This window comes from Streptomyces sp. NPDC006174, from assembly GCF_040614075.1.
Classification (GTDB): domain Bacteria; phylum Actinomycetota; class Actinomycetes; order Streptomycetales; family Streptomycetaceae; genus Streptomyces.
In genome coordinates, this window is record NZ_JBEXTJ010000014.1 from 71,305 (window position 1) to 96,686 (window position 25,382).

Here is a 25,382-nt window from a genome sequence, read left to right on the forward strand (position 1 = left end):
CTCAGCGCGTCCTCATCCGGAACAGCGCTCCTGAGACGACCATCGCCACCGTCACCATCCCGCCGGCCCAGGCGAGCGCGATCCAGGGTGAGTTGCCCGCCGGCTGATCCAGCAGGAGCAGCCGCAGGGAGTCGATGGCCGGCGTGATCGGCTGGTGTTCGGCGAAGCCGTGCAGCCAGCTCGGCATCGACTCGATCCGGACGAACGCGCTGCTCGGGTAGGGCAGGAACGACATGAAAAACGTGAAGCCGCTCGCCGCCTCCGGACTCTTCGCCAGCAGGCCGATCGCCGCCGAGATCCAGGACAGCGCCACGATGTAGGCGATCAGGACGGCGGCCGCGAGGAGCCAGCCGTCCCAGCCGGCCGCCGGCCGGAAGCCGATGAGCAGCGCGACACCGAAGACCACGGCGGTGGCGACCAGATTGCGGACGGTGCTCGCCGCGACATGGCCGGCGAGCACCGGCGTACCGCCCACGTCCAGCGAACGGAAGCGGTCGATGATGCCGCCCTTCATGTCCTCGCTGACGGCGGTGGCGGTGGTCGCCGCACCGAACCCGGCGCACAGGAGCAGGACGCCGGGGACGACGTACGTGACGTACGAGTCGTAGGCCGCCCCGGTGTTGATCGCGCCGCCGAAGAAGTAGACGAAGATCAGCATCAGCATGATCGGCAGGGCCAGCGACATGATCAGCGCGTCGGTGTTGCGGCGGCTGATGCGCAGGCTGCGGCCGGCCATGACGGCTGCCTGGGCGGTTCCTCCCAGGCGGTGTGCGGTGGCCGGGTCAGACATGGGCCGGTACCTCCGAGGTGAGGGCCAGGAAGACGTCGTCGAGGGTCGCGCTGTGCAGGGTGAAGCGGTCGATCTCGGTGCCGGCCGGGTCGATCTCGTCGAGCAGCGCGCGGACGTGGGCGGCGCTGCCGTCGGTGGGCAGGCCGAGGGTCAGCGTCTCGGGGGAGTGGTGGACGGCGCGGCCGGCCAGCCGGAGGTAGGCGGCGTGGCTGGTGACGACCAGGTCGATGCGGTGGCCGGAGACCCGGCCCTTGAGGTCGGCGGCGGTGCCTTCGGCGGCGACGCGGCCCTTGTCCAGCAGGACGATCCGGTCGGCGAGGCGGTCGGCCTCCTCCAGGTACTGCGTGGTGAGCAGGATGCTCGCGCCGCGCTCCGCCAGCCCTCGGACCACCTGCCACAGCTCCTGGCGGCTGCGCGGGTCGAGGCCGGTGGTCGGCTCGTCCAGGAAGAAGACGCCGGGCTCCGGTGAGCCGACGAGCCCGGCGGCCAGGTCCAACCGGCGGCGCATGCCACCGGAGTACGTACGGGCCGGCCGCCGGGCCGCCGCGGTGAGGTCGAAGCGCTCCAGCAGCTCCTCGGCCCGGCGGCGGGCGGCGGAGCGGGTCAGGCCGGTGAGCCGGCCCATCATCCGCAGGTTCTCCGCGCCGGTCTGGGTCTCGTCGACGGCGGCGAACTGGCCGGTGAGGCTGATCGCGCGGCGCACCGCGCTCCGCTCGGCGACGACGTCGTACCCGGCGACGCGGGCGGTGCCGGAGTCGGCGGTGGTGAGCGTGGCGAGGATCCGTACGGAGGTGGTCTTGCCGGCTCCGTTCGGGCCGAGCAGCGCGAAGACGCTGCCGTGTCCGACGCGGAGGTCGAGGCCGTCCAGGACACGGACGGCGGGCTCTCCGCGCTTTCCGTGGCTCCCGTAGGACTTGGTGAGGCCGTACGCCTCGATGGCGTACCCGTTCTTCTCGGTGCTCGGGCTGGTCATGGTGGCTGGCCCCCTTCTGCGTATGACATACGCGTTTTTGCGTAAGCATTACGCAACTCTAGGATGGGGTCAAGGCGCACAGGCGTGGCGGGACGCGGGCAAGGGGATGCGGTGGCGGAGAAGAGCAGCACCGGCGGCGGTGACCTGCCGGCCTCCATCGAGGCCGCCTGGGGGCTGCGGGAGCGCCCGGCGAAGGGGCCGAAGCCCGGTCTGAGCCTGGAGCGGATCGTGTCGGCGGCGGTGGCCGTGGCGGCGGCCGAGGGGCTCGCGGCGGTGTCGATGGGCCGGGTCGCGCAGGAGGTCGGCGCCTCCACGATGTCGCTGTACCGGTACGTCTCCGCCAAGGACGAGCTCTACGTCCTGATGCAGGAGGCGGCCATCGGCCCGCCGGCTCCGCTCGCCGCACTGGAGGCCGGCGCGGGCTGGCGCGAGGCGCTCACCGAGTGGGCCACCGGGCAGCGCGAGCAGTTCCTCGCCAACCTCTGGGTTCTCCGCATCCCGATCGGCGGCCCGCCCGCCACGCCGAACTCGCTCGCCTGGTGGGAGCAGGGGCTGCAGGCGCTGGAAGGCAGTGGGCTCGGCGAGGGCGACAAGATCTCGGTGATCCTGCTGATCTCCAACTTCGTACGGAGCGAGGCGCTGCTGATGAGCGACCTCGCCGCCGCCGTCACCGCGCGCGGCAGCTCTCCGGAGGAGGTGGTGGCCGGCCATGAGCGCACCTTGCGGCGGCTGGTCGACCCGGCCCGCCATCCGGCGATCCACCGGCTGCTGGCCTCCGGCGTGATGAGCGAACCGGACGACCCGGACTACGAGTTCACCTTCGGTCTGGCGACCCTGCTGGACGGCGTCGAGACGCTGATCCGGAGCACGGGCACGTCCTAGGAGGTGCCCGTGCTGTCGTGCTCGCGACATCAAGTCCGGCCGAGGTCAAGGGCGTACGCTTCATGGTCATGAGCGCAGAGAACGGCGGCGGCGGAAACGGAAACGGAAGCGCCGCCGGGACGGTGGGAGAAGGGACGCGGGAGCGGGCGGAACCGGCGGCCCCGCCCCGGATCAGTCTGCGCGAGCGGAAGAAGCAGCTGACGTACCGGGCGATCTCCGACGCGGCGATCGCGATGTTCCTGGAGCGCGGCTTCGACAAGGTCTCCGTGGCGGAGGTGGCGGCCGCGGCGGACATCTCCAAGCCGACGCTCTTCCGCTACTTCCCGGCCAAGGAGGACCTCGCGCTCCACCGCTTCGCCGACCACGAGGACGAGGCGGCCCGGGTCGTCGCCGCCAGGACCTCCGACGAGAGCCCGCTGGACGCGCTCCGTCGCCACTTCCTGGCCGCGCTGGACCGCCGCGACCCGATGACCGGCCTCTGCGACGTCCCTCAAGTCCTCGCCTTCCACCGCCTGTTGTACGGAACGCCCGCACTGGTCGCCCGCCTCCACGCCTACCAGGGGCGCTCCGAGGCGGCCCTCGCCCGAGCCCTCGGCGGCGGAGTCACCGCCCGCCTCGCGGCCGGCCAGATCATCGCCGTCCTGCGCATCCTGGCCGAGGAGAACTGGCGCCGCATCGACACGGGCGAGAGCGCGGACGCGGGGTACCCGGGCGCGGTGCGGGCGGCGGAGGAGGCGTTCGTGCAGCTGCGGAGAGGGCTGGAGGGGCCGTAGTCACGGGGCGGTGGCCGCGGCCGGAGCCGGGTCGCGGTGGCCGGTTTCCCGGCGCAGCGTCAGGAACGCCACGGCGAAGGCCGCCGCGAGGAGTGCCGCGCCGACGGTGAACGCCAGCCGGTAGCCGCCGGTCAGCGCTTCGGCGGACGGGTGGCCGGCGGCGCTGAGCGCCTCGGTCCGCCCGGCGGCCAGAGTGGAGAGGACGGCGACGCCGAGAGCCATGCCGATCTGCTGGGTGGTGTTGAAGAGCCCGGAGGCCAGCAGCATCACCGGGAGCAGATCGGTCACGTATTCCGGTGTCCGGAGCGAACCTGGTCCAGATGCTGATGGTGGCCGCGCTGTTCTCGTTCCAGGTCGTGGTGGCGCTCCACCTGCAGAAGGTCCTCGGTTACGGGGCCGCCGCGACCGGTCTGGCGATGCTTCCGGCCGCCGTCGCCATCGGGGCCGTATCGCTCGGCCTCTCGGCCCGGCTGTCCGCCCGTCTCGGTGAGCGGACCGTCATGACGGCCAGCGTAGCGGTTCGATCCGTGATGGATCATCCGGAAAGGGACGAGTGCTGCCTCTCGGCGGCCTCGTCCGCGTACGGTCCCAAGGCCCGCCGCAGGTCCGCCGGCTCGCGGTACAGCACGCCCGTCATGCCGAGGGCGGTGGCCGCGTCGATGTTCTCCTGGCGGTCGTCCACGAACAGGCACCGCCGGGCCGGTACGCCGGCCCGTTCGGCGGCGATGCGGTAGATGGCCGGGTCCGGCTTGGCCACCTGCTCCACCGCGCTGCTCACCACCGCGTCGGCCAGGTCCGTGAGGCCCAACAGAGCCAGGTCGGCGTCCAGTTGGAGGGTCGCGTTGGTGACGAGCACCAGCGGGACGTGCGCGCGCGCCCGCCGCAGCAGCGCGACCACCTCCGTATCGGCGCGGAACGGCGCGTCGGCCAGCGCGCGTCCGAGCGTGCGGGCCGACTCCGTGTCGCCGTTCAGCCGCTCGGCGAGGCCGGTGGTGATGGCTTCGACCCAGGCGTCGGGAGTGATGCGGCCGAGGAGGAGCGGGAGGTCGATCTCGGGGGCGTAGGCGATCTCCGTCGTCGTGCCCACCGGCAGTCCGGCCGCGCGCTCCAGAGCGGCGAGGGGCTCGGTGTCGTAGAAGCGGATCACGTTGTCGAGGTCGCAGAGCACGGCACCCGGTGCCGGAAACTGATTGGAGAGTTGATGATTAAGTTCTTGATGGTTAAGCAAGTTGACGATAGCTTTCTCTTGAGCCGGTCGCGTGCCGACGGCCGGACGTGTGCCGGCAGAGGGAGACAACCATGACCACCACCGCATCAACCACACCCGCGGCCACCGCCCGTGACCTCGGCCTGGCCCATTACGCGGCCCGCGGCGTTCTGGAGCACGTACTGGCCCGGCACGGCGCCACGTTCCCGCAGCAGATAGCCCTGCGCGCCGCCGTCACCTCCGACGCCCCGCAGACCCCGGACGACCTCCTCGCCCGGGTCCAGGAGTCGCTCAAGGCGGATCCGGTCGGCATCCGCGCCGCATTCGATGAGCTCCGGGCCGAGCGGCTGCTCGTCGCCGACGGTATGCACCTTCGCCCCACGGACGCGGGACGCGAGCTCCTCGCAGCCGTCGCCGCGGAGACCGCCCCCATCTCCGCCCGCGTCTGGGGCGGGATCCCGGCCGAGGACCTGGCCGCCGCCGGCCGCGTCCTCGCGCTGGTCACCGAGCGTGCCAATGCGGAGCTCGCGGCACTGACCGCCTGACCCACCGGGCCTGCGCCCCCGTACAATCGACCTCCCGGTTCCGAAGGGGGAGGGCGATCGTGCGAGTCGAACCCGGCGGCGGGACGCGGGGCCCCGACGCGGAGACCGTGACCGAGGCCGAGGAGACGGCTGAAGTCCCCGGCGCTCTGCCGGAAGCGCTCACCGGGTTCGTCGGCTACCTCCTGCGCCGCGTCTTCGCGCAGTTCACGACCTCCACGGACGGCCCCGACGACGGCTCCCGCGACTTCCTCGTCCTCGACGCGCTGACCGGCGGCGACTGGGTCTCGCAGCTCGACCTGGCCGAGCGCCTCGGTATCAACCGGACCATCATGGTCGGCGTCATCGACCGCCTGGAGGGCCGGGGCCAGGTGCTCCGCACCCGTAATCCGGACAACCGCCGCCAGTACATCCTCTCCCTCACCGACGAGGGCCGCTCCGCCGTGGAGGCGGGCCGCCGAGCCGTCGCCGAGCGGGACGCGCGCCTCACCGCCGCCCTCAGCCCCGACCAGGTCGCGCGCCTCAACACGCTCCTGGCGCGGCTGCTCCCGCAAGGCACGCAGGACCTCGTGCAAGGCACCGAGCACCTCGTCGAACAGGCCCACCACCGGCTGCGCCGCCTCGGCGACGAGAAGCTGGCCGGCACGGGCCTGCGCGTCCGCCACTACGGGCCCCTCTCCATCCTCGCCACCCACGGACCCTGTCCGCAGCGGCGCCTGGCCCAGGAGCTGGCCATCACCGGGCCCGCCGCCTCGCAGCTGGTGGACGAGCTCGTGGACGGCGGCATGGTCCACCGCGGCCGCGACCCGCACGACCGGCGCCGGCACGCCCTGGAGCTCACCGGGCTCGGGCACATCCAGCTGAAGGCGGTCGCCGAGGCCGTAGGCATGCTGGCCGCCGACATCGCCGAACTGCTCGGCACCGGCGGCGAGGACGAGCTGCGGGCCCTGCTCGGCCGGCTCCTCGAACCGGCGCACCCGGGGGCCGCCGAGGCGACCGCACGGCGAGACTGAGGACCGGCGCACGGCGAGACTGAGGCCGGGCCGCTTCACTCGCGCCCGGTCAAGCCCGGTCACACCGGGGCGCCTCCGTTCGCGCCGGGGCGCTTCCGTTCACGCCGGCGAGGCGAGCCGTACCGCCTGGCTCTCGCCGTCGGAGAGGAGTCCGCCAACTCCCGCCCTTCCTCGCCGAGTTCTTCCCGCTCGGCTCGGGAGAACGGCCGCAGCGGCGTGACGACCACCGTGTCCTTGCCCGTCCCGGTCGCTCCCGCCTCCACGTCCCAGGTCGCCGAGACCCGGCCGTCGACCAGGACGACCCGGGCACCGGCGACCGACAGGCCACGGTCGGCGTCGTCGATGATCCGGGTGCGGTCGTCGTAGCCGAGGATCGCGTTGTCGAAGGCGGGCAAGAACCTTACGGGCGCCGGGGTTTCGGGGTCCGGGCGCGGCGCGTCGGGGAGGTCCAGCAGCTCGCGGCCGCGCTCGTCACGGAAGGTGACCAGCTCGGGTCGGAGGGCGGCGACCGCGCGCGGCAGCCCGGCCAGACCGGACCAGGCACGTACGTCGGCGGTGGCGGCGGGCCCGTACGCGGCGAGATAACGCCGTACGAGCTCCTGCCCCACCGGATCCGAACCGTCGTCCTCCGCAGGCAGCGGATCGACCTCGCGCCCCAGCCAGGACGAGACCAGCGCGTTGCGCACGCCCGCCTTCGTCCGCCACACACCGCGCGGCGGCAGCTGCACCATCGGCAGGACACCGGCGACGAGCATCTCGCCGAGCGGCCGCGTGCCCGGCTCCGGCCACCGGTCGGCGACCGCGCGGGCCAGCTCGGCCATGGATCGGGGTTCGCCGTCGGCCAGCACCGCCCGTCCGGCCGCCGCGAGTTCGTCGAGGTCGACCCCGGCGAGCTCGCGGCGGTAGACGCCGAGCACGCGCTGCCGCAGCAAGGCGTTGTGGCGGGCCCGCCAGGCGAGGACGTCCTCGGCGGTGACGAGGTGCACGGTGCGGCGCATGAGGTGGGTGCGTACGACGTGACGACCGGTCAACAACTCTGAAAGCGTGCCTGGTTGAAACGCGCGCAACCGCGACCAGAGCCCGGTGAAAGGCTCCTGCGGCTCCTGCGCCTGCAATCCGCAGAGGTGCGAGACGGCGTCGAGAGCCGGCAGGTCGGCCCGGTCGAGTAGCAACTGCCGTGCGAGCGTCGCCCGGTTGAGCGCGCGGGCGTCGAGCACCGGCGCTTGCGTACGGCTCACGTCGCGGTGTGCCCGTCGATCGCCTCGCGCAGGATGTCCGCGTGGCCGGCGTGCTGGGTCGTCTCGGCGATGACGTGGATCAGGACGCGGCGGGCGCTGCGTACGGCTCCGGGCTCGTTCCACGGCACGTCGGGCAGCGGGTGCGTGACGGAGAGGTCGGGGAGGCCGGCGACGAGCTTCTCGGTGCGGGCGGCGACCTCCTCGTACCGCGCGAGAATGCCGGCCAGCGTCTCGCCGGGCAGCACCTGGAAGTCGGCCTGCCGGTCGATGGCCCACTGCGGAAAGGTGTGGGCGGTTCCGGCGGCGAAGTCCTCCCAGGTCACACCGTCGGGCAGGTCGAAGGACATGGCGGAAGGGCCGTCGACCACGAAGTTCAGCCAGCCCTCCTCGGTCGAGGTGACGTGCTTGATCAGCCCGCCCAGGCAGAGCGCGCTGACGGTCGGCCGCTCGGCGATCTGCTCGTCGCTGAGCCCGTGCACGGTACGGATCAGGGCGCCACGCGCCTCGGCCAGCTCGGCGATGAGGTCGGCGCGCTCGCCGTCGAGGGCGGGGGAGGAGGTCATGGTCATCTGGCCTTTCGCTTCGTCTCGCTTCGTACGCGTGGTCGCGTTCTCGGGCACGGATTCACCATCCCAGGAGAAGAGGACAGGTTGTGTCCGCTACTCCGGGCACCATGGATGTCATGCAGAAAACTTCAGCGCGGCTGCTGTCGCTGCTCTCCCTGCTCCAGACGCGCCGGGACTGGCCGGGAGCGCTGCTGGCCGAACGGCTGGACGTCACGCCGCGTACCGTACGCCGCGATGTGGACCGGCTCCGTGAGCTCGGCTATCCGGTCGTGGCGATGAAGGGCCCGGACGGTGGTTACCGCCTGGACGCGGGTACGGAACTGCCGCCGCTCCTCTTCGACGACGAGCAGGCCGTGGCCCTGGCGGTGGCCCTCCAGATCGCGACCGCCTCCGGCGCGGGCATCGAGGAGGCGGCGGCCCGCGCGCTGAACACGGTCCGCCAGGTCCTGCCCGCCCGGCTCCGCCACCGCGTCGACACGCTCCAGGTCACAGCGGTGGACCGCCCGACGAGCCGCCCGGAACCGCAGGTGGACGGCGGTGTACTGATGGCGCTGGGGGCGGCGGTGCACGCACGCGAGGTGCTGCGCTTCGACTACAGCCCGGTGTCGCTGCCGCGCTCGGGGGTGGTGCCGAGCCCGGGGCCGGGGCCGAGCGCGAGTCCGGGGCCGAGCCAGAGCGCGAGTCCGAGTCCGAGTCCGGGCCCGAGCCAGAGCGCCAGTCCGAGTCCGGGCCCGAGCGCGAGTCCGGGCCCGAGCCCGGCATCGGCGCCGCTGTCCCCGCCCCGCCGTGTGGAGCCGCACCACCTCGTCACCTGGGGCCGGCGCTGGTACCTCGTGGCCTGGGACCTCGAACGCGCCGACTGGCGGACCTTCCGCGCCGACCGGATCGTCCCGCGCACGCCCACCGGCCCGCGCTTCACGTCGCGTGAGCTGCCCGGCGGGAGCGTGGCGGCCTTCATCACCGCCCGGTTCCGTGGCGCGGCCGCCGCCACCGAGGACGACATCGGCGGATGGCCCTGCCGAGGCGAGGTGATCCTCGCTCTCCCCGCCGCCGAGGTCGTCCGCCATACGCGTGAGGGGATCGTCGAGGAACTCGGCCCGGACCGCTGCCGTCTCGTCCTGGGCTCCTGGTCATGGCTCGGTCTTGCCACCGCGATCGGCAGGTTCGACGCCGGCATCGAGGTGATCGGCCCACCTGAACTCCGCTCGGCCTTCGGCCGGTTGGCGACCCGGTACGCGGCAGCAGCAGAACCGCCCGACCGTGACCGGTGACGCGTCAGCCGGCCAACTCCCCGAGGAGCGCCCAGGTACGCCGCCGATCCGCCTCTCCGGCGACCTCCGTCCCCGCGAAGACGACCTCGGTGGCTCCCGCGTCCCGGTAGCGCCGGACCTCCGCGGCGACCGTCTTCTCGTCGCCGATGACCGCCACATCGGAGGCCTGCCTGCCGCCGGAGAGCTCGATGACCCGCATGTAGGACGGGATCTTCTCGTAGAACGCCAGCTGCTCGGTGACCCGTTCGCGTACGGAGTCGACCTCGTCGGTCACGACACCGTTCACCAGCGCGACGATCCGCGGCGCGGGCCGCCCGGCCGCCTCGGCCGCCGCGGTGACGGCCGGGACGATGTGTTCGGCCAGGGCGCGGGGCCCGGCGAGATAGGGCAGGATCCCGTCGGCCAGCTCGCCGCTGACCCGGAGCGCCTGCGGTCCCATCGCGGCGACGAGCAGCGGCACTCCGGCCTCGGCGCCCGGGACGCGCGCGGGGATCGGAGTGGTTGCGGTGAGCAGCTCGCCGTGGAAGTCGGCGGTCCCGGTCTCGGTCAACTGCCGGAGTGCGGTGAGGAATTCGCGCAGCCGGGCGATGGGCCGCTCGAAGGGGATCCCGAAGCCGCCTTCGACGAGGTGCTTGGCGCCGAGGGCCAGCCCGAGGTGGTAGCGGCCGTGGGTGGCGGCCTGCGCGGTCTGGGCCTGGCTGGACACGAGGAGAGGGTGGCGGCCGAAGATGGGGATGGCGGAGGTCCCGACCTGCAGGCCGGGCACCTCCCGCCCGACGATCCCGGCGAGCGCGGGCGAGTCCACGCCGAACCGCTGCCCGAACCACGCCGACCGCAGCCCGGCGGCCGCCGCCTCTCGGGCGAGCTCCACGGTGGAGTCGATCTCGTTCTCGGCGTCGCGCGCGTTGAGTGCTACTCCAATAGCCATACGGGTTCCAACAGGCTTCGGCAGCAACGGAATTCCGCACGCGTGTGAAGGCTGCTCGTCATTCGTATGAACGGCCGCACCACCGGAGTCGAAACCCTCCTAGGGGTACGAACTCACCGGCCCCGCTCCAGCAGCTCCACGACCCGGTGGTAGCCCTCCGCGCCATGACCGAGCTCGATGGCCTGCCGGGCGAGGCCTTCGGCGGCGCGCATGACGCCGGCGTCGATGCCGTGGGCTTCGGAGGTGTGGATGACGTGGGCCATGGTGGACGCCGTGGAGGTGAGCGGGCTGCCCTCGTCGGAGAACGTCCCTTCGTCCACCTCCTCCGCGACCTCCGTGAAGATGGCCGGAAGGATGGCGCCGATGCCCGCGGCGAAGGGCGCCAGCTCCCGCGCGGTGATGCCTTCGGCCCGCGCGACGGCCAAGGCGTGGTGGAAGCCGGACATGGCGGTCCAGAAGATGTCGAGCAGCGCGATGTCGTAGGCCGCCGCCCGGCAGATCTTCTCGCCGAGATGGGTGTGGGTGCCGCCCAACACGTCCAGCGCGGACCGGTGTTGGCGGTAAAGATCCTCGGGCCCGCTGTAGATGAGGACGGCGTCCGGGGTCCCGATGGTCACGGTCGGCGTCATGATCGCACCATCCAGGTACCGGACACCGTGCTCGGCCGCCCACGCACCGGCATCCCGGGCCCGGCCAGGCGTGTCGGCCGTCAGATTGACCACCGTACGACCCTTGAGCGCACCGGCGACGGCGTCGCGCCGCAGGATCGCGTCCACGGCGTCGTAGTTCACCACGCAGACGACGGTCAACGCGCTCGCGGCGACGGCCTCCTCGGCCGAGGAGGCGCTGACCGCACCCCGATCGACCAGCTCCCGGTCCCGCCCCGGAGTCCGGTTCCAGACGGTGGTCCGCACTCCGGCATCGAGGAACGCGCCCGCGAGGGCCCGCCCCATGGGTCCAAGGCCGATGACGGTGACGGTGACGGCAGACTGTTCCTGCTGTTCCTGCTGTCCAAGCGACAGAGACATGACTCAACTCCCTGAAATAATAGGTACTTATCCAACGAATGGGGCGATGATGACGCGCAGCCGCGCACAGGACCCGGACGTCTGCGGGGTAACCGCAGCGATCGCCGTGGTCGACGGAAAGTGGAGACGGGCCTGATCTGGCTGCTGGAATCCGGCCCGCGCCGCCCGGGCGAACTACGCCGCCAACTGCCGGGCCTCAGCGAGAAGGTGCTGACTCAGGCGCTCCGCGACATGGAGACCGACGGGCTGGTGCACCGGGAGGTGCACGACGTGCTGCCGCTGAAGACGACGTACTCGCTGACGGCGGACGGCAAGGAACTGGCCGAGCTCCTGGACAACCTCTCCGACTGGGGCCACCGCCGCGTACGGAGACTCGCCGAATCCCGCTCGGCCTCCTGAAGCACCACGCCCTTTCCTCTCCTCGGCCTCCACCAGGATCGGCGGTCCGCCGGCCGTTGCCCAGTACGCACAAAAAGGTGGACAGGAGGTACGGGCCGCTATCGTGCGGCCGTGACCAGCACCGACCAACGCCCGCTTCTGTTCCTGGACGTCGACGGACCTCTCATCCCGTTCGGGGCGACGCCGCGGCAGTACCCGGACGGATATCCGACGTACCGCTCGGCTCACTCGGCCTCGGTTCTCCGGTCCGCTGCCGCGAACCCGCTCCTGACCAGGATCGATCCGGCGCACCGTCCGCGACTGGCGGCGCTGGGCTACGAGTTGGTGTGGGCGACGACATGGATGGCCGACGCCGACGAGTGCGTCGCGCCTTGGCCGGGCCTGCCGGACCTGCCCGTGGTGGCCTGGCCGGAGGATTCCGCCGAGGATGAGCAGGACGGCCTCCACTGGAAGACCCGCGCCCTGGTCGTCCGGCCACCCGCCCCCGTACGCGTGGCGCGCGACACTATTGCAAGCATGCGCTTGCAATAGTTAGCGCAGGTGTTGCAGTATCGAGTCATGGCATCACTCAACGTCGGCAATCTCGGCGAGTACCTCCGGGAGCAGCGCAACGCCGCGCAGCTCTCGTTGCGGCAGCTCGCCGATGCCGCCGGGGTGTCGAACCCCTACCTCAGCCAGATCGAGCGCGGCCTGCGCAAGCCCAGTGCGGAAGTGCTGCAGCAGGTCGCCAAGGCGCTGCGGATCTCGGCCGAGACCCTCTACGTACGGGCGGGAATCCTCGACGAGCGGGAGCGGGAGGAGCTGGAGACGCGAGCGGTGATTCTCGCCGATCCGTCGATCAACGAGCGGCAGAAGAACGTCCTGCTGCAGATCTACGACTCCTTCCGCCGCGAGAACGGGTTCGTACCCGAGGCGGAAGTGACACCCGAGCCGGACGAGGCGCTCAAGGCCGATGCCAGGAAAGACGACAACCCTCACAGCTAGTAGCAGCTGCTTCTGATGATCCGGGAGGACCACAGTCATGGCCATCACCGATGACCTGCGCAAGACCCTCACCGACCGCACCCCCCTCTACTTCGCCGCCGGCACGGCCGACCTCGCCGTGCAGCAGGCGCTCAAGGTTCCGGCGCTGATCGAGCAGCTGCGGGCCGAGGCGCCCGAGCGGTTCGAGGCGGTGCGCAACACCGATCCCAAGGTCGTGCAGGAGAAGGTGACCGCGCAGGCCAAGGAGGCCCAGGCCACCGTGCAGGCGAAGGTCACCGAGGTGTTCGGGGCGCTCGACGCCGCCGACCTGAAGAAGCTGGGCGAGAACGCTCAGGACCTGGCTCTGCGCAGTGTCGGCATCGCCGCCGAGTACGCGGTGCGCGCCCGGGAGACGTACGAGAAGGTCGCCGTCCACGGTGAGCAGGCCGTGCGGACCTGGCGTGGCGAGACGGCCGACGAGATCGTCGAGATCGCCGCCGTGGTGGAGGCCGACCCGAAGCCCGCGACCAAGAGCGAGCCGAAGCCCGCGGCCACGACCAGGAGCGCGCCCAAGCCGGCCGCCGTGAAGCCGACGGCGGTGAAGCCCGCGGCCGCCGCCAAGCCCGCCGCCCCGGTCAAGGACGCGTCCGCCGCCGAGGCCGCGACCGCTCCCGCCAAGAAGGCGCCCGCGCCGCGCAAGCCCGCCGCCAAGAAGACCACGCCGCCCGCCGGCAAGTGACCCCGGCGGATCCGACCCGTACGCAGGAAGCGTGACCGGGGCCTCAAAGGCGGGTACGTACGAAGCGTGACCGGGGCGCGAGGCGGGCACCTTTACCGGTGGCCGGTTCGTTCTCCCGGTACCTTGGCCTTCTCGGCCGCAGGGCGCTCATCCACTCACTAGGCGGTTCACACCATGTTGCTCTCCGCATTCGGCTCACTCCTCCGGCTGCTCTACCTGGGCATGCTGGTGCTGGCCGTGGTCGCCTTCGTCTTCGCGGCGATCGCCCGGGAGGACGCCTACCGGGCCGCCGACAAGAAGAAGAAGTCCTTCTGGCTGATCCTTCTCGGCGTCGCCGTCGCCGTGAACCTGCTCATCCCGTTCCTCTTCCTCCAGCTGGCGGGCGTGGTCGCGTCGATCGTGTTCATGGTCGACGTGCGGCCCGCGCTCAAGGAGGTCTCGGGTGGCAGCGGTGGTGGCCGGCGCGGCGGATCCAGCAGCGACGGGCCCTACGGGCCGTACAACGGCGGGCGCTGAGCGCTCGCGGCGGCGGGAGCCGTGGGAGTGGCCGATACGGGGCCGGGGCGCGAGGCGCTCCGGCCCCGTCGCCGTATCCGCTCCGGGTCGCGGCCCAGCAGCAGCACCGCCACGTCGTCCGTCAGCTCGCCGCCGTGTCGCTCCCGCACCTCGGCGACCGCGGCCTCCAGCAGATCCTCGCCCGTCAGCCCCTGCTCCAGCCGGCTGTTGACCATCGCGACCATGCCGTCCTGGCCGAGCCGCTGACGGGAGCCCGGGCCGACGCGGCCCTCGATCAGCCCGTCCGTGTACATCATCAGGCTCCACTCACCGCCCAGCTCCACCTGGCGGCGCGGCCACCTGGCGCGCGGCAGCAGCCCGAGCGCCGGGCCGCCGTCCTCGTACGGGAGCAGCCGCGCCGGCCGGCCGTGGCGGGCCAGCAGCGGTGCCGGGTGGCCGGCCAGGCAGAGTCCGGCGCGGCGGCCGTCGGGCGCGATGTCCACGGTGCAGAGCGTCGCGAAGATCTCCTCGCTCTGCCGCTCGTGCTCCAGCACCTGCTGGAGCGTCGAGAGCAGCTGGTCACCGCAGAGCCCGGCCAGCGTCAGCGCCCGCCAGGCGATCCGCAGCTCGACGCCGAGCGCCGCCTCGTCCGGGCCGTGGCCGCAGACGTCGCCGATCATCGCGTGGACCGTGCCGTCCGGCGTGCGCACGGTGTCGTAGAAGTCGCCGCCGAGGAGCGCGCGGCTGCGGCCGGGCCGGTAGCGGGCCGCGAAGCTCAGGTCGGAGCCGTCCAGGAGCGGGGTCGGCAGGAGGCCGCGTTCCAGGCGGGCGTTCTCCTGCGCGCGCAGGCCGGACTCCGTCAGCTGGTGCTGCGCGATGTCGGCGCGCTTCCGTTCGACGGCGTACCGGATGGCGCGGCTCAGCACCCGCGCGTCCAGCTCGCCGCGGAAGAGGTAGTCCTGCGCACCGACCCGTACCGCCTCGGCCGCCAGCTCCGTGTCGTCCTGCGCGGTCAGCACGAGGACCGCGTGGAGCGGTGCGATCCGCAGTACGTGGGTGAGCACCGCCAGCTCGTCGGCGCGGGAGGGTGCGGGCTCCGGGCGGTGTTCGGGTGCGGCGGGGGTCGCTGTGGTGGCCGGTACGGGCAGCGCGAGGTCCAGCAGGATGCAGTCGACGTCGTCGGTGAGCAGCCGGTCGGCCTCGGTGAGGTTGCGGGCGGTACGGATACGGACCCGGGTGCCGGCCGCCGCCGAGAGCTCCGGCCCCGTGATGCTGCCCGCCGGGTCGCCCTCGATCACCAGGACGGTGAGGCCGGCTCCGTGGTCGGCGCCATGGTTGGTCTCCGCAGCGGGAACGTCACGTTGTTGCGGTACGGGTACGGGCATCGGTTCGGGTCCTCCCCTCCCCCCGAGGGCGCGACGGGACGCCGATCGACGAACCGCCAGTCGGGGACGATAGCGGTCCCCGGCGGGAGAACGGAATGGCGCACGGAGATCGGCCCCTGTCATATGCGCCGTCATAAGCCGCTTCCTGGCACGGATCCGGCGGGATGGGGCGCGAGCGGGGCGGGCGGGAGCCCATGACATACATCACCCGCGTGCGCCTGCTCCGGAGTCCGTGACGTGGCGCCGCTCACGTACTCCCGAAGACCCCCGGGACTCCTACTTGTCCGGCCGGACAACCCCGAGGATCTTCATCGAGCCCGCGCCCGCCAGTGTCACGTGGCGGCCGGGGCGCGGGGAGTGGACGATCGCGCCGTCGCCGACGTACATCCCGACGTGGCTGGCGTCGGCGTGGTAGATGATCAGGTCGCCGGGGCGCATGTCCTGGATGTCGATGCGCGGGAGCAGCCGCCACTGCTCCTGCGAGGTGCGCGGGATCGGCCGGCCGGCCGCGGCCCAGGCCTGCGAGGTCAGTCCCGAGCAGTCGTACGAGCCCGGGCCCGTGGCCCCCCATACGTACGGCTTGCCTATCTGCGCGGTCGCGAAGGCCACCGCCGCCTTGCCGGCCGCGGTCGTCGCGCCGCTGACGGCGACGTTCGGCGCGGGCCGGGTGGCGAGCCAGGCGGACTGGGCCCTGTTCGCGGCGTCCTGCTCCAGCTGGCGGAGCCGGGTCCGCTCCTCCTTCTCCAGCTGCAGTTCGAGCTTCTCCGCCGCGGCTATCTGCGCGTTGATCTTCTTCTTGGCCTTGGCCTGCTCGACCCGGTTCGTCTCCAGCTTCTGCCAGTTGGTGCTGGCGTCCTGGGTGTACGTCCGCAGGTCCTCCTGGGTCCGGTTCAGCTCGGCCAGGACCGTCTTGGTCGCCTGCTGGCTGGTGCGGACCTTGTTGACGCCGTCCAGGAAGAGCCGCGGGTCGTCGCTGAGGACCAGCTGGGCGCCGGGCGGCAGGCCGCCGTTGCGGTACTGCTCGCGCGCCTGGGCGCCGGCGCGGTCCTTCAGCTCGGCTATCCGGGCCTGGCCGTCGACGATCGCCTTGGCCAGCTTCACGATCTCGCCGGACTGCTTCTCGGCCTGCTCCTGCGCCAGGTTGTACGCGTCCGTCGCCGCTCCGGCCTTCCGGTAGAGCGTCTCGATCTGCTCGCGGATCTTCTCCAGATCCTCCTCGGAGGAGGTGGGCGCGGCGGGCGCCGAGGCGGAAGGAGACGGCGACGAGTCCGGCATCGGTGCGGCCATCGCCTGGACCGGAACGGTCAGCAGGCCCAGCGCGCAGACCAGCGTGATGGCCGCGGCGGCACAGTGGCGTCGGTTCACAAGCTCCCCCAGCAAGAAACACCATCAAGACAAAAGCAACAGAGGCCGGACAGCCCGCACCTGACTTACCATCAGTAACATCCAGGCGACGTCGCGATCGTGCCATGTCGTCCCGTAAAGCAACAGAGGCAGTCACCATCCGGCGACAGAGTCGGCCGGTGTCCCGCGCCTCTTGATCCCCACCCTCAGGACGAACAGCACACAGGCGCCGTTCCCGTCCCTCCCCGGAAGAGCATACGTTCGCCCGATCGGGTGATCCTTCAGCGGTCGCCTCCGGGCCGCAGCGCGTCCCAGCTCACGGTCACCTCGCCCTGCCGCCACCGCCGTACGTCATCCGTCACCGGCCAGTGAGCCGACAGCGCCCGCACCGCCGCGATCCAGCGCTGTCGGGCGCCGAGCGACGCGTACGGCGAGGCCGCCGCCCACGCCCGGTCGAAGTCGCGCAGGAACGCGTGGACCGGCTCGCCCGGCACGTTCCGGTGGATCAGCGCCTTCGGCAGCCGCTCCGCGAGGTCGGACGGGCGCTCCAGCGAACCGAGCCGGGCCGCGAAGGTCACCGTCCGCGGCCCCTCCGGCCCCAGCGCCACCCACACATGCCGGCGCCCGATCTCGTCGCAGGTCCCCTCCACCAGGAGCCCCTCCGGCGCGAGCCGCGAGCGGAGCCGCGCCCAGACCTCGGCGACCTGGCCCTCCTCGTACTGGCGCAGCACGTTCGCCGCCCGGATGAGCGTCGGCCGCACCGCCAGCGGGATCTCGAACCCGCCGTGCACGAAGGTGAGCCCTTCCCGTTCGTACGGCTTCGCCGCGGCGACCCGCTCCGGGTCGATCTCGACGCCCGCCACGGCGGTGCGGGGCTCGGCGGTCCGCAGCCGGGCCAGCAGCTCGACGGCGGTCCAGGGCGCGGCCCCGTACCCGAGATCGACGGCCACCGGCGTCTCCGCGCGGCGCAGCGCCGGACCGTGCGCGGCGGCGATCCAGCGGTCCATGCGGCGCAGCCGGTTCGGGTTGGTGGTCCCGCGGGTGGCGGTGCCGATGGGGCGCTGGCGCATGCGGTGAGCGTATGCGACAGGGTGGCGGCGGATACCCGCAGGCGGAAGCGGCAGACGGATACGGGCGCCGAGCAAGCCGTGGCCGCACCAGCCTCCGCCTGCGGGCCGCACCAGCCTCCGTAATGATTTGGCAAAGCGGAAATGAAAGGCGGCATTCCGCTGTTCTCGCCCTTCGGAGGGCCCCGCGCCCCCTCGTGGCATGCCCTGAGTGAGGAGGACCGACGACGTGAGCCAGTACGTCTCCCGGCTCGGTTCCACCCGGACCGGCCCGCGCATCAGGTTCCCCGGAGGCTTCCCGGGCTCCTCCCGCAAGCCGCGCCGCATCGCGATGCTCTCCGTCCACACCTCACCGCTGCACCAGCCCGGCACGGGCGACGCGGGCGGGATGAACGTCTACATCGTCGAGCTGGCCAAGCGCCTCGCCGCGCTCAACATCGAGGTCGAGATCTTCACCCGGGCCACCACCGGCTCGCTGCCCCCCGAGGTCGAGCTGGCGCCCGGTGTCCTGGTCCGGCACGTCGACGCCGGGCCGTACGAGGGTCTCGCCAAGGAGGACCTGCCCGCCCAGCTCTGCGCCTTCACGCACGGCGTGATGCAGGCGTGGGCCGGCCAGCGCCCCGGCTACTACGACCTCGTCCACTCCCACTACTGGCTCTCCGGCCAGGTCGGCTGGCTCGCCGCCCAGCGCTGGGGCGTCCCGCTCGTGCACGCCATGCACACCATGGCCAAGGTCAAGAACGCCGCGCTCGCCCACGGCGACACCCCCGAGCCGGCCGCCCGGGTCATCGGCGAGACCCAGATCGTCCGCGCCTCCGACCGGCTGATCGCCAACACCGCCGAGGAGGCCGACGAGCTGGTCCGCTTCTACGACGCCGACCCGTCCTCCGTCGCCGTCGTGCATCCCGGCGTCAACCTGGACCGCTTCCGTCCGTTCCCCAAGGGCTCCGACAGGATCCGTCCAGGGGAGGCCCCATCCGCCCGCGCCGCCGCGCGGGCCCGACTCGGCCTGCCGCAGGACGCGCTGATCCCGCTCTTCGCCGGCCGCATCCAGCCGCTGAAGGCCCCGGACGTGCTGCTGCGCGCGGTCGCCGTCCTGCTGGACCGGGACCCGTCCCTGCGCTCGCGGATCGTGGTGCCGGTGGTCGGCGGGCCCAGCGGCAGCGGTCTGGCCAAACCCGAGGGGCTCCAGAAGCTGGCCGCGCGGCTCGGCATCGCCGACGTCGTACGGTTCCACCCGCCGGTGGGCCAGGACCGGCTGGCGGACTGGTTCCGGGCCGCGTCGGTGCTGGTCATGCCGTCGTACAGCGAGTCCTTCGGCCTGGTCGCCATCGAGGCCCAGGCGGCCGGTACGCCGGTGATCGCGGCGGCGGTCGGCGGGCTGCCGGTGGCGGTGCGGGACGAGGTCAGCGGCTTCCTCATACCGGGCCACGAGCCGGAGGCGTACGCCCGCGCACTGACACGGTTCGCGGTGGCGCCGGAGCTGGTGGAGCGGATGGGTGCGGCGGCCGCGGCGCACGCGCAGTCCTTCGGCTGGGACACGGCGGCCTCCGCCACCGCCGACGTGTACACGGCGGCGGTGGCCGACCACCGCCGCCGGGCGCGTACGCACCACGGCTGAGCCCCTCCTGCCTGCCATCCAGGGCTGACGTACGCTCGCTGCATGGCTGACGTACCAGAGGAAACAGCAGCGGCCCAGGTCATCGAGGCGACGCTGAACGACGCCGAGCTCGTCTGGGAGAGCCCCGCACCCGGCACCTACGTGGTGACCCTGCCCGGCACGCGCAAGCTCTCGACGACCTGCTCGCTCATCGTCGGCAAGCACTCCCTCTCCCTCAACGCCTTCGTCATCCGCCATCCGGACGAGAACGAGGCCGGAGTGCACCGCTGGCTCCTGGAGCGCAACCTCCGCCTCTTCGGCGTGAGTTACGCCATCGATCCGCTCGGAGACATCTACCTGGCCGGCCGGCTGCCGCTCTCCGTGGTCACGCCCGAGGAGCTGGACCGGCTGCTCGGCGTGGTCCTGGACGCGGCCGACGACTCGTTCAACACCCTTCTCGAACTGGGCTTCGCCAGCTCTATCCGCAAAGAGCACGCCTGGCGCGTCTCACGCGGCGAGTCGACGCGCAACCTCGACGCGTTCAGCCACCTGATCGAGCGTTCGCCGCGCGACTGACGGCGTCCAGGACCGGAGCGGCGTGCGCCAGCACCGTACGGATGCGGTCGACGGGGTACGGGAGTGGAGCCCGGTACGTCACGGCGTCGGCGAGCACGGCCTCGGTCATCGCGGTGAAAGCGGTACGCCAGGTGGCGGCGGGCGGCCCGAACGGCGCGGCGGGACAGCCGAAGCCACCGGGACCGGTGGTCGTGTGCAACCGCCCTATTAGGAAGCCGAGTTCGGTACGCAGTCGGGCCTCGTCGCCCGCGTCCTCCACCGCGTCCAGCTCGTGCCACGGGCAGCCGGGACAGGCGGTCATGACGAGGTACGCGCCGGTCGGCGCCGTGGGGTCGGGCTCGCTGTGGACGAGGCGAGGGGTCGCGGGGCCGCCGATGCCGGCTTTCGCGGCGGCGGTGGAGAAGGTGGCCCCGTTGACGAGGAGGTCGCGGTCGTACCGTAGGCCGCCGGAGTGCGGCGGAGGCACCTTCACCACCCAGTCGCGGCCGTCGGTGAGCGTGACGCGGGTGACGGTGTTGTAGGTGCCGCCGGTGAGCGGCGTGGAGGAGGCGAGGTCGCGGCCGTCGACGCCGAGGGCGCGGAGGATGCGGGGAGACGAGAGGCCGAGGTCGGGTCGGACACGTGGTTGACGTCCTTTCCGGCTGCGGCGCGGGCGGGTGGGGTTGTACGGCGGTTCCGCACCGTGCGTTCACAGGATGATCACAGCCGAATCACGATCACGGGAGAGGACCGTCGACCGGATCATCGCTCACAGGTTCGATCGTAAAGTGTGGATCACTGCGACGGTCCGTCCCGGGCGGCGTCGAAGTGCCGTACGGGTGAAGGGCGGTTGCTCCCCGAACCGGAGATGAAGAACCATGCGCGCCACCGCCGTACGCCGTACCGCCCTCGCCGCCTGCGCGGTCTCGCTGACCCTGCTGGCCACGGCCTGCGGCGGCTCGTCCGACGCCGACACCGACACGGGCGGCGGGAAGAACGACCAGGACGCCGCCACGAGCGGGAGCAGCTCGGCCCCGAAGGCCTCCGGAGCCAAGGCGCTCAGCGCCGCCGAGCTGGAGACCGCGTCGCTGAAGCAGGGTGACGTCGAGGGTCACAAGATCGCCGAGGCGGGCCCGGACGACGAGGTCCCGGCGGACCAGCTGAAGACCGACAAGGCGGAGTGCCTGCCGGTCGTCCACGCCATGTACGGCGCCGCGGAGGCCGGTTCGCAGGCCACCAGCAAGCGCAAGGTGATCACGGACCCGAAGGCGGGCGCCAAGAAGTCGCTGGAGGACATGACGGACGGCGAGGCCGAGGGCGCCCTGAAGGCGGCCTTCGACCTGACGTCGACCCTCGTCGCGCTGAACGCGTACGACGGGACGGCGGGCCCGGACACGTTCGCCGCGCTGAAGAAGGCCGCGACGGCGTGCGCGGGCGGCTTCACCGCGACGGTCGCGGGCGCTCCGCAGAAGATCGTCTCGATCACCGAGGAGAAGATCACCGGCGGCGACGAGGCGGCGGCCTGGACGCTCATCCAGGACGACGAGGGCGCGAAGGCGCCGTTCAAGCTGGTGGCGCTCCGTAAGGAGGGCGCCGTGGCGACGTTCTTCTCCTTCAACCTGGCGGCGGGCGGCGACGGCGGCGCGAAGTTCACCGTGCCGGCCGAGGTCGTGGCGGCACAGGCGAAGAAGCTCGGCTGATCCGCCTCCTCCGCCCCGGTGCCTCGGTGTCAGGGCAGAGGAACGAGCCGTACGACGGTGACGGTCAGCACGGACCGGGAGACGTAGTAGAGGACGATGGCCCCGGAGACGGTCGCCTCGCGCCGGTCGCGCTCGCTCTTGACGGCGGAGGAGGCGTGCCCGTACGGCTCCCTGCCCAGCGTGCGGGCCATCTCGTCTCGGAAGGACTGCCCGTCGCGCATCTTGGCCAGGGTGTCGTCGGCGGGCGGGGCGTAGGAGATGCGGAAGCTCAAGCGACGCTCCGCCTCTCGGCCTCGTCCTGCGCCAGCCGGTCCAGGATCTTCTCGGCCTCGGGATCGGGAACGGCCTCCAGCATCCAGTGCCGCATGACGGCCGAGATCTCGTGGACACCGGCCTCGTTGATGGCGAGGTCGAACTCCTCGCGTCTCTCCTCGGGAAGGGCCGCCCGGATGTCCGGGATGCTGTTGGGCACCTCGACCTCGGTACCTCCGACGAAGGTCTTCAGAGACTCGCCCATGATCGCTCTCCCCGATCTCCTCGCCCTTGGTGCCGCCACCCGTGTTCGCTGCCCCGGGGTCCTCCCCGCGCGGGGTTGTCCGCCGGACAGCTTGGGGACACCGTAGTGCGTGACGCCGCGAGTTCGGCCTCCGAACGCACGACCCGTGCGGGGCCGAAACGTGTTCGGACTCGCCCCGGACCGCCTGTTCGCCCGCACCCTCCGCGAACGCGACCGCCCCGCCCCGAGAACCGACCTGTTCCCTCGTCACCTTTGTCCGACTAGCACGGGGTTCGACGTGACGGGCACGCCTACCGGCGGCGGGCACGCCTACTAGGGTGTGCCCACCGACGGGGCAGAGGGGGCACATGGGCCCGGAGCGCAAGGAGCCGGCCGGCGTCGTATCCGAAGGCGGCTGGCGGGGGCGGCTGATACCCATCCCGCGACAGGGCGGGGAACCGGCCTTCCTGACGATCAGGGCCGGGGGACCGTTCAGCTGGTTCAGCGTCACCGGAGTGATCGACACCCCCGAACTCAGCTCCCAGGACGCCGCGATCGGGCTCTCCACCTACGGGTCGAAGGCCCTGCCGTTCATCGTCCCCGCCGAGTTCACCCATGTCCTGGTGAAGCGGAGCGGCTCGGGCTCCTCGGGCCTGGCCCGCTAATATCTGGACACGCTGCCGCAGGACCGGATCGGCGCCCTCGCCTCCACCGGGGAGACCCGGGCACGGGGCCCGCGCTCCTGCGCTGGGAGGGACCGCGCCGCGCTTTCGCCTTCACCCTCAACGGGCCCGAGAACTGGTCCTGGATCCAGGTCACGGACCGGCGGGGGAGGCCCGTGGCGGCGGAGCGGGAGGGCGATCTGCGCGGGCGCATCACCCTGTCGGCCCCCGGCCACGTCATGGTCCGCTCGGACGGACCCCCAGCCACTCCGCTTCGGTGAGGTCTTCGTTGTACGGGTCGAGGACGCCGACCCGGCCGGCTCGGGCCGATGGCGAACGGCCGGGGACGACGAAGAGCCCCTGCCCGCCGGGTGGGCCGGCGGGCAGGGGCTCGGAACGCGCTTCGGCTACTTCTTCTTGCCCTGGTTCTTCACAGCCTCGATGGCCGCCTTCGCCGCATCCGGGTCCAGATACGTGCCGCCCGGCTTCAGCGGCTTGAAGTCGGCGTCCAGTTCGTAGGAGAGCGGGATGCCCGTCGGGATGTTGAGGCCCGAGATGTCCTCGTCCGAGATGCCGTCCAGGTGCTTCACCAGGCCGCGGAGGCTGTTGCCGTGCGCGGCGACCAGGACCGTGCGGCCGGTCAGGAGGTCCGGGACGATGCTGTCGAACCAGTACGGGAGCATCCGGACCACGACGTCCTTCAGGCACTCCGTGTCCGGGCGCAGCTCCGGCGGGAGGTCCGCGTAGCGCGGGTCGTCGAACTGGCTGTACTCGTCGTCGCGGGCCAGCGCCGGCGGCGGGGTGTCGTACGAGCGGCGCCAGAGCATGAACTGCTCCTCGCCGAACTCCGCCAGCGTCTGGGCCTTGTCCTTGCCCTGGAGCGCACCGTAGTGGCGCTCGTTCAGACGCCAGGAGCGGCGGACCGGGATCCAGAGGCGGTCGGCGGACTCCAGGGCCAGCTGCGCGGTGCGGATCGCGCGGCGCTGGAGGGAGGTGTGCAGGACGTCGGGGAGCAGACCGGCGTCCTTGAGCAGCTCACCGCCGCGGACTGCTTCCTTCTCACCCTTTTCGGTGAGGTTGACGTCCACCCAACCGGTGAACAGGTTCTTCGCGTTCCATTCGCTCTCGCCGTGGCGGAGGAGGATCAGCTTGTACGGTGCGTCGGCCATGAGCCCGAGCGTAATCGAACCCACGCGCCCTCCGCGCGCCCGCCCGCGTGGCGGACAAAGCGCAGGCGCGGGTGGCGGGCGCGGCTGACGATTGACGGCGGGCGTCAATCCGGTGGCGGGTGAGCCGTCGGGGTTCGTAACGTTCGGATGGTCGTCGGGAGCCTTACCGAAGACGACCGTTCCGTACGTCCCGGGAGCCTGCCCGAGGCGATCGTTCGTCACGTCCCGTGGGGGGAAACCGCATGTCCGTCGCCGGTCTCAGAGCAGCCGCGCGGGAGACCGTCTCCGGCCTGCCCCGCGCGTTCTGGTGGCTCTGGCTCAGCACGCTCGTCAACCGGCTCGGCGGTTTCGTCGCCACGTTCATGGCGCTGTACCTGACCCTGGACCGGGGCTACTCCGCCTCGTACGCCGGTCTCGTCGCCGCTCTCCACGGGCTCGGCGGCGTCATCTCCTCGCTCGGTGCCGGTGTGATGACCGACCGGCTCGGGCGGCGGCCCACCATGCTGATCGCGCAGCTGTCGATGGCCGGGTCCGTGGCGCTGCTCGGGTTCATGGAACACCCGGTCGCCATCGCCTTCGTGGCGTTCCTCGTCGGCATGGCGAGCAGCGCCTCGCGGCCCGCCGTCCAGGCGATGATGGCCGACATCGTGCCCCCGAAGGACCGCGTGCGGGCCTTTTCGCTCAACTACTGGGCCATCAACCTCGGGTTCGCCATCTCCTCCGCCGGGGCCGGGTTCATCGCCGAGTACAGCTATCTCGCCGGCTTCCTCGGCGAGGCCCTGATGATGCTCGCCTGCGCCGTCGTCGTCTTCCTGAAGGTGCCGGAGTCGCGGCCCGAGCAGGCCGCCCCGGTGAAGACCGCCGGCGGCAAGCGGGCCAAGGACGAGGTGCGGATCATCACCGTGCTGCGCGACGGGCGCTTCATGGGCGTCGTGGGGCTGTCGTTCCTGGTGTCACTGATCTTCCAGCAGGGGTACGTGGGGCTGCCGGTGGCGATGGGGGCCGACGGGCTCTCCAGCTCCGACTTCGGTACCGCGATCGCCGTCAACGGCGTGCTGATCGTGGCCCTCCAGATCCCCGTCACCCGCTTCATCCAGCACCGCGACCCGCGCCGGCTGCTGATCATCTCCTCCCTGCTCGCCGGGTACGGCTTCGGGCTGACCGCCTTCGCCGGGTCCGTCGCCGTGTACGCGCTGACGGTCTGCGTCTGGACCCTCGCCGAGATCGTCAACGCTCCGACCCAGACAGGCCTCGTCGTCCAACTGTCGCCGGCTCAGGGCCGGGGCCGCTACCAGGGCATGTACACGATGTCCTGGTCGGTGGCGGCCCTCGTCGCGCCGCTGATGTCCGGTTTCGTGATCGACCACTACGGCGCCGCCTGGCTCTGGGGCGCCTGCGCGGTGATCGGTACGGTCGCCGGCCTCGGCTACTGGCTGCTGATGCGCAACCTGCCCCGCGAGGAGCCCCTCGCCGACGAGCCGGTGATCGAGCCCGCCCCCGTACCCGCCCAGGCCCGGCCGGACCAGGCCGAGCCCGACCCGGCGGCAGCGGTGGAGCGCGCGGGCTGACCTCCGTACGGAGACGGGAGGCGGCGACG

At 72.0% G+C, this 25,382-nt stretch carries 26 protein-coding genes and 5 pseudogenes; 16 read left to right on the top strand and 15 right to left on the bottom strand.

The features are described 5' to 3' along the window. Position 1 precedes the first annotated feature (1 nt). Together ABZ267_RS27665 and ABZ267_RS27670 are read right to left on the bottom strand one after the other, a co-directional pair. Positions 2 to 790 carry an ABC transporter permease gene (locus ABZ267_RS27665; RefSeq protein WP_356755727.1) on the bottom strand — a complete coding sequence of 263 codons (789 nt, stop codon included), beginning with the start codon at positions 788 to 790 and terminating at the stop codon, positions 2 to 4. Beyond that, positions 783 to 1,763: an ATP-binding cassette domain-containing protein gene (locus ABZ267_RS27670; RefSeq protein WP_356755725.1), complete on the bottom strand. Its 981-nt coding sequence runs from the start codon at positions 1,761 to 1,763 to the stop codon at positions 783 to 785. Before ABZ267_RS27670 ends, ABZ267_RS27665 begins: the two co-directional genes overlap by 8 nt. 111 nt (positions 1,764 to 1,874) lie before the next feature. Here ABZ267_RS27670 and ABZ267_RS27675 point away from each other — a divergent pair, with 111 nt between their 5' ends. Both ABZ267_RS27675 and ABZ267_RS27680 read left to right on the top strand, forming a co-directional pair. Continuing rightward, complete coding sequence (locus tag ABZ267_RS27675; protein WP_356755723.1) at positions 1,875 to 2,645, top strand: TetR/AcrR family transcriptional regulator C-terminal domain-containing protein; 771 nt, start codon at positions 1,875 to 1,877, stop codon at positions 2,643 to 2,645. Between the two features lie 62 nt (positions 2,646 to 2,707). After that, the gene (locus tag ABZ267_RS27680; RefSeq protein WP_356755781.1) at positions 2,708 to 3,418 is read left to right on the top strand and encodes a TetR family transcriptional regulator; all 711 of its coding nucleotides are present in this window, start codon (positions 2,708 to 2,710) and stop codon (positions 3,416 to 3,418) included. On the opposite strand, the pseudogene ABZ267_RS27685 reads toward ABZ267_RS27680, so the two are convergent. Beyond that, positions 3,419 to 3,679 (bottom strand): annotated as a pseudogene (locus ABZ267_RS27685) (MFS transporter); the annotation flags it as partial. A gap of 20 nt (positions 3,680 to 3,699) precedes the next feature. Between ABZ267_RS27685 and ABZ267_RS27690 the strand changes: the two are divergent. Then, positions 3,700 to 3,921, top strand: a pseudogene (locus ABZ267_RS27690) (MFS transporter); the annotation flags it as partial. Between the two features lie 32 nt (positions 3,922 to 3,953). On the opposite strand, the gene ABZ267_RS27695 reads toward ABZ267_RS27690, so the two are convergent. Further along, positions 3,954 to 4,586, bottom strand: a complete 633-nt coding sequence (locus tag ABZ267_RS27695; RefSeq protein ID WP_356755721.1) for an HAD-IA family hydrolase — start codon at positions 4,584 to 4,586, stop codon at positions 3,954 to 3,956. Between the two features lie 131 nt (positions 4,587 to 4,717). On the opposite strand from ABZ267_RS27695, the gene ABZ267_RS27700 reads away from it, so the two are divergent. Then, positions 4,718 to 5,170 (top strand): MarR family transcriptional regulator, encoded by a 453-nt coding sequence (locus ABZ267_RS27700; protein ID WP_356755719.1) that lies wholly within the window; start codon positions 4,718 to 4,720, stop codon positions 5,168 to 5,170. A 107-nt stretch (positions 5,171 to 5,277) separates the two neighbouring features. Next, complete coding sequence (locus ABZ267_RS27705) at positions 5,278 to 6,180, top strand: MarR family transcriptional regulator (protein ID WP_356755779.1); 903 nt, start codon at positions 5,278 to 5,280, stop codon at positions 6,178 to 6,180. A 99-nt stretch (positions 6,181 to 6,279) separates the two neighbouring features. Here the strand turns inward: ABZ267_RS27705 and ABZ267_RS27710 are convergent. Continuing rightward, positions 6,280 to 7,397: pseudogene (locus tag ABZ267_RS27710) on the bottom strand (winged helix DNA-binding domain-containing protein). Between the two features lie 17 nt (positions 7,398 to 7,414). Further along, complete coding sequence (locus tag ABZ267_RS27715) at positions 7,415 to 7,987, bottom strand: DinB family protein (protein WP_356755717.1); 573 nt, start codon at positions 7,985 to 7,987, stop codon at positions 7,415 to 7,417. Between the two features lie 113 nt (positions 7,988 to 8,100). Here ABZ267_RS27715 and ABZ267_RS27720 point away from each other — a divergent pair, with 113 nt between their 5' ends. Continuing rightward, positions 8,101 to 9,255 carry a WYL domain-containing protein gene (locus ABZ267_RS27720; RefSeq protein ID WP_356755715.1) on the top strand — a complete coding sequence of 385 codons (1,155 nt, stop codon included), beginning with the start codon at positions 8,101 to 8,103 and terminating at the stop codon, positions 9,253 to 9,255. Positions 9,256 to 9,259: 4 nt separating this feature from the next. Here the strand turns inward: ABZ267_RS27720 and ABZ267_RS27725 are convergent, their stop codons facing one another. Together ABZ267_RS27725 and ABZ267_RS27730 are read right to left on the bottom strand one after the other, a co-directional pair. Further along, positions 9,260 to 10,183, bottom strand: a complete 924-nt coding sequence (locus ABZ267_RS27725) for an LLM class F420-dependent oxidoreductase (RefSeq protein WP_356755713.1) — start codon at positions 10,181 to 10,183, stop codon at positions 9,260 to 9,262. 113 nt (positions 10,184 to 10,296) lie between these two features. Then, the gene (locus ABZ267_RS27730) at positions 10,297 to 11,211 is read right to left on the bottom strand and encodes an NAD(P)-binding domain-containing protein (protein WP_356755712.1); all 915 of its coding nucleotides are present in this window, start codon (positions 11,209 to 11,211) and stop codon (positions 10,297 to 10,299) included. Positions 11,212 to 11,260: 49 nt separating this feature from the next. Here ABZ267_RS27730 and ABZ267_RS27735 point away from each other — a divergent pair. The 5 genes and pseudogenes from ABZ267_RS27735 (at position 11,261) to ABZ267_RS27755 (ending at position 13,828) form a co-directional block, all read left to right on the top strand. Then, a pseudogene (locus ABZ267_RS27735) lies at positions 11,261 to 11,610 on the top strand (helix-turn-helix domain-containing protein). 111 nt (positions 11,611 to 11,721) lie between these two features. Next, a pseudogene (locus tag ABZ267_RS27740) lies at positions 11,722 to 12,078 on the top strand (hypothetical protein); the annotation flags it as partial. Between the two features lie 90 nt (positions 12,079 to 12,168). Next, the gene (locus ABZ267_RS27745; protein ID WP_356755710.1) at positions 12,169 to 12,594 is read left to right on the top strand and encodes a helix-turn-helix transcriptional regulator; all 426 of its coding nucleotides are present in this window, start codon (positions 12,169 to 12,171) and stop codon (positions 12,592 to 12,594) included. 37 nt (positions 12,595 to 12,631) lie between these two features. Beyond that, positions 12,632 to 13,312, top strand: coding sequence for a hypothetical protein (locus ABZ267_RS27750; RefSeq protein ID WP_356755708.1), 681 nt, complete (start codon positions 12,632 to 12,634; stop codon positions 13,310 to 13,312). Between the two features lie 174 nt (positions 13,313 to 13,486). Beyond that, on the top strand, positions 13,487 to 13,828 hold the full coding sequence (locus tag ABZ267_RS27755; protein ID WP_356755706.1) for a DUF2516 family protein: 342 nt from the start codon (positions 13,487 to 13,489) through the stop codon (positions 13,826 to 13,828). Here the strand turns inward: ABZ267_RS27755 and ABZ267_RS27760 are convergent. The 3 genes from ABZ267_RS27760 to ABZ267_RS27770 all read right to left on the bottom strand — a co-directional run bounded on the left by ABZ267_RS27760 (position 13,801) and on the right by ABZ267_RS27770 (position 17,606). Beyond that, complete coding sequence (locus ABZ267_RS27760) at positions 13,801 to 15,192, bottom strand: SpoIIE family protein phosphatase (RefSeq protein WP_356755704.1); 1,392 nt, start codon at positions 15,190 to 15,192, stop codon at positions 13,801 to 13,803. The two genes, ABZ267_RS27755 and ABZ267_RS27760, sit on opposite strands and share 28 nt — an antisense overlap. A gap of 276 nt (positions 15,193 to 15,468) precedes the next feature. After that, entirely contained in the window at positions 15,469 to 16,557 is a 1,089-nt protein-coding gene (locus ABZ267_RS27765; RefSeq protein WP_356755702.1) for an NlpC/P60 family protein, read from the bottom strand. Between the two features lie 260 nt (positions 16,558 to 16,817). Then, complete coding sequence (locus ABZ267_RS27770; protein WP_356755700.1) at positions 16,818 to 17,606, bottom strand: class I SAM-dependent methyltransferase; 789 nt, start codon at positions 17,604 to 17,606, stop codon at positions 16,818 to 16,820. A gap of 226 nt (positions 17,607 to 17,832) precedes the next feature. Here ABZ267_RS27770 and mshA point away from each other — a divergent pair, with 226 nt between their 5' ends. Continuing rightward, positions 17,833 to 19,224, top strand: coding sequence for a D-inositol-3-phosphate glycosyltransferase (gene mshA, locus ABZ267_RS27775; protein ID WP_356755699.1), 1,392 nt, complete (start codon positions 17,833 to 17,835; stop codon positions 19,222 to 19,224). Positions 19,225 to 19,266: 42 nt separating this feature from the next. Further along, positions 19,267 to 19,779, top strand: a complete 513-nt coding sequence (locus ABZ267_RS27780; protein ID WP_356363413.1) for a YbjN domain-containing protein — start codon at positions 19,267 to 19,269, stop codon at positions 19,777 to 19,779. Here the strand turns inward: ABZ267_RS27780 and ABZ267_RS27785 are convergent. Further along, positions 19,745 to 20,365, bottom strand: a complete 621-nt coding sequence (locus ABZ267_RS27785; protein ID WP_356363416.1) for a phosphotransferase — start codon at positions 20,363 to 20,365, stop codon at positions 19,745 to 19,747. The genes ABZ267_RS27780 and ABZ267_RS27785 overlap by 35 nt on opposite strands. 271 nt (positions 20,366 to 20,636) lie before the next feature. Between ABZ267_RS27785 and ABZ267_RS27790 the strand changes: the two genes are divergently transcribed. After that, entirely contained in the window at positions 20,637 to 21,458 is an 822-nt protein-coding gene (locus ABZ267_RS27790) for a hypothetical protein (protein ID WP_356755696.1), read from the top strand. A 29-nt stretch (positions 21,459 to 21,487) separates the two neighbouring features. Here the strand turns inward: ABZ267_RS27790 and ABZ267_RS27795 are convergent, their stop codons facing one another. Together ABZ267_RS27795 and ABZ267_RS27800 are read right to left on the bottom strand one after the other, a co-directional pair. Then, positions 21,488 to 21,730 (bottom strand): hypothetical protein, encoded by a 243-nt coding sequence (locus tag ABZ267_RS27795; RefSeq protein WP_018511077.1) that lies wholly within the window; start codon positions 21,728 to 21,730, stop codon positions 21,488 to 21,490. Next, a complete protein-coding gene (locus ABZ267_RS27800) occupies positions 21,727 to 21,975 on the bottom strand; it encodes a hypothetical protein (protein ID WP_356755694.1) in 249 nt (82 codons plus the stop codon). Before ABZ267_RS27800 ends, ABZ267_RS27795 begins: the two co-directional genes overlap by 4 nt. A 347-nt stretch (positions 21,976 to 22,322) precedes the next feature. Here ABZ267_RS27800 and ABZ267_RS27805 point away from each other — a divergent pair, with 347 nt between their 5' ends. Beyond that, positions 22,323 to 22,619, top strand: a complete 297-nt coding sequence (locus ABZ267_RS27805; RefSeq protein ID WP_356755692.1) for a hypothetical protein — start codon at positions 22,323 to 22,325, stop codon at positions 22,617 to 22,619. 404 nt (positions 22,620 to 23,023) lie between these two features. Here ABZ267_RS27805 and ABZ267_RS27810 read toward each other — a convergent pair whose 3' ends face one another. Then, on the bottom strand, positions 23,024 to 23,785 hold the full coding sequence (locus ABZ267_RS27810; RefSeq protein WP_356755690.1) for a phosphoglyceromutase: 762 nt from the start codon (positions 23,783 to 23,785) through the stop codon (positions 23,024 to 23,026). 242 nt (positions 23,786 to 24,027) lie between these two features. On the opposite strand from ABZ267_RS27810, the gene ABZ267_RS27815 reads away from it, so the two are divergent. Further along, positions 24,028 to 25,353 (top strand): MFS transporter, encoded by a 1,326-nt coding sequence (locus ABZ267_RS27815; protein ID WP_356755688.1) that lies wholly within the window; start codon positions 24,028 to 24,030, stop codon positions 25,351 to 25,353. Positions 25,354 to 25,382 lie beyond the last annotated feature (29 nt).

Coding starts and splice junctions, on each gene's coding strand:
- ABZ267_RS27665 (WP_356755727.1), bottom strand. CDS start 790: ATGTCTGACCCGGCCACCGCACACCGCCTGGGAGGAACCGCCCAGGCA.
- ABZ267_RS27670 (WP_356755725.1), bottom strand. CDS start 1,763: ATGACCAGCCCGAGCACCGAGAAGAACGGGTACGCCATCGAGGCGTAC.
- ABZ267_RS27680 (WP_356755781.1), top strand. CDS start 2,708: ATGGTCATGAGCGCAGAGAACGGCGGCGGCGGAAACGGAAACGGAAGC.
- ABZ267_RS27700 (WP_356755719.1), top strand. CDS start 4,718: ATGACCACCACCGCATCAACCACACCCGCGGCCACCGCCCGTGACCTC.
- ABZ267_RS27715 (WP_356755717.1), bottom strand. CDS start 7,987: ATGACCATGACCTCCTCCCCCGCCCTCGACGGCGAGCGCGCCGACCTC.
- ABZ267_RS27720 (WP_356755715.1), top strand. CDS start 8,101: ATGCAGAAAACTTCAGCGCGGCTGCTGTCGCTGCTCTCCCTGCTCCAG.
- ABZ267_RS27725 (WP_356755713.1), bottom strand. CDS start 10,183: ATGGCTATTGGAGTAGCACTCAACGCGCGCGACGCCGAGAACGAGATC.
- ABZ267_RS27730 (WP_356755712.1), bottom strand. CDS start 11,211: ATGTCTCTGTCGCTTGGACAGCAGGAACAGCAGGAACAGTCTGCCGTC.
- ABZ267_RS27745 (WP_356755710.1), top strand. CDS start 12,169: ATGGCATCACTCAACGTCGGCAATCTCGGCGAGTACCTCCGGGAGCAG.
- ABZ267_RS27750 (WP_356755708.1), top strand. CDS start 12,632: ATGGCCATCACCGATGACCTGCGCAAGACCCTCACCGACCGCACCCCC.
- ABZ267_RS27755 (WP_356755706.1), top strand. CDS start 13,487: ATGTTGCTCTCCGCATTCGGCTCACTCCTCCGGCTGCTCTACCTGGGC.
- ABZ267_RS27760 (WP_356755704.1), bottom strand. CDS start 15,192: ATGCCCGTACCCGTACCGCAACAACGTGACGTTCCCGCTGCGGAGACC.
- ABZ267_RS27770 (WP_356755700.1), bottom strand. CDS start 17,606: ATGCGCCAGCGCCCCATCGGCACCGCCACCCGCGGGACCACCAACCCG.
- ABZ267_RS27780 (WP_356363413.1), top strand. CDS start 19,267: ATGGCTGACGTACCAGAGGAAACAGCAGCGGCCCAGGTCATCGAGGCG.
- ABZ267_RS27790 (WP_356755696.1), top strand. CDS start 20,637: ATGCGCGCCACCGCCGTACGCCGTACCGCCCTCGCCGCCTGCGCGGTC.
- ABZ267_RS27800 (WP_356755694.1), bottom strand. CDS start 21,975: ATGGGCGAGTCTCTGAAGACCTTCGTCGGAGGTACCGAGGTCGAGGTG.
- ABZ267_RS27805 (WP_356755692.1), top strand. CDS start 22,323: ATGGGCCCGGAGCGCAAGGAGCCGGCCGGCGTCGTATCCGAAGGCGGC.
- ABZ267_RS27810 (WP_356755690.1), bottom strand. CDS start 23,785: ATGGCCGACGCACCGTACAAGCTGATCCTCCTCCGCCACGGCGAGAGC.
- ABZ267_RS27815 (WP_356755688.1), top strand. CDS start 24,028: ATGTCCGTCGCCGGTCTCAGAGCAGCCGCGCGGGAGACCGTCTCCGGC.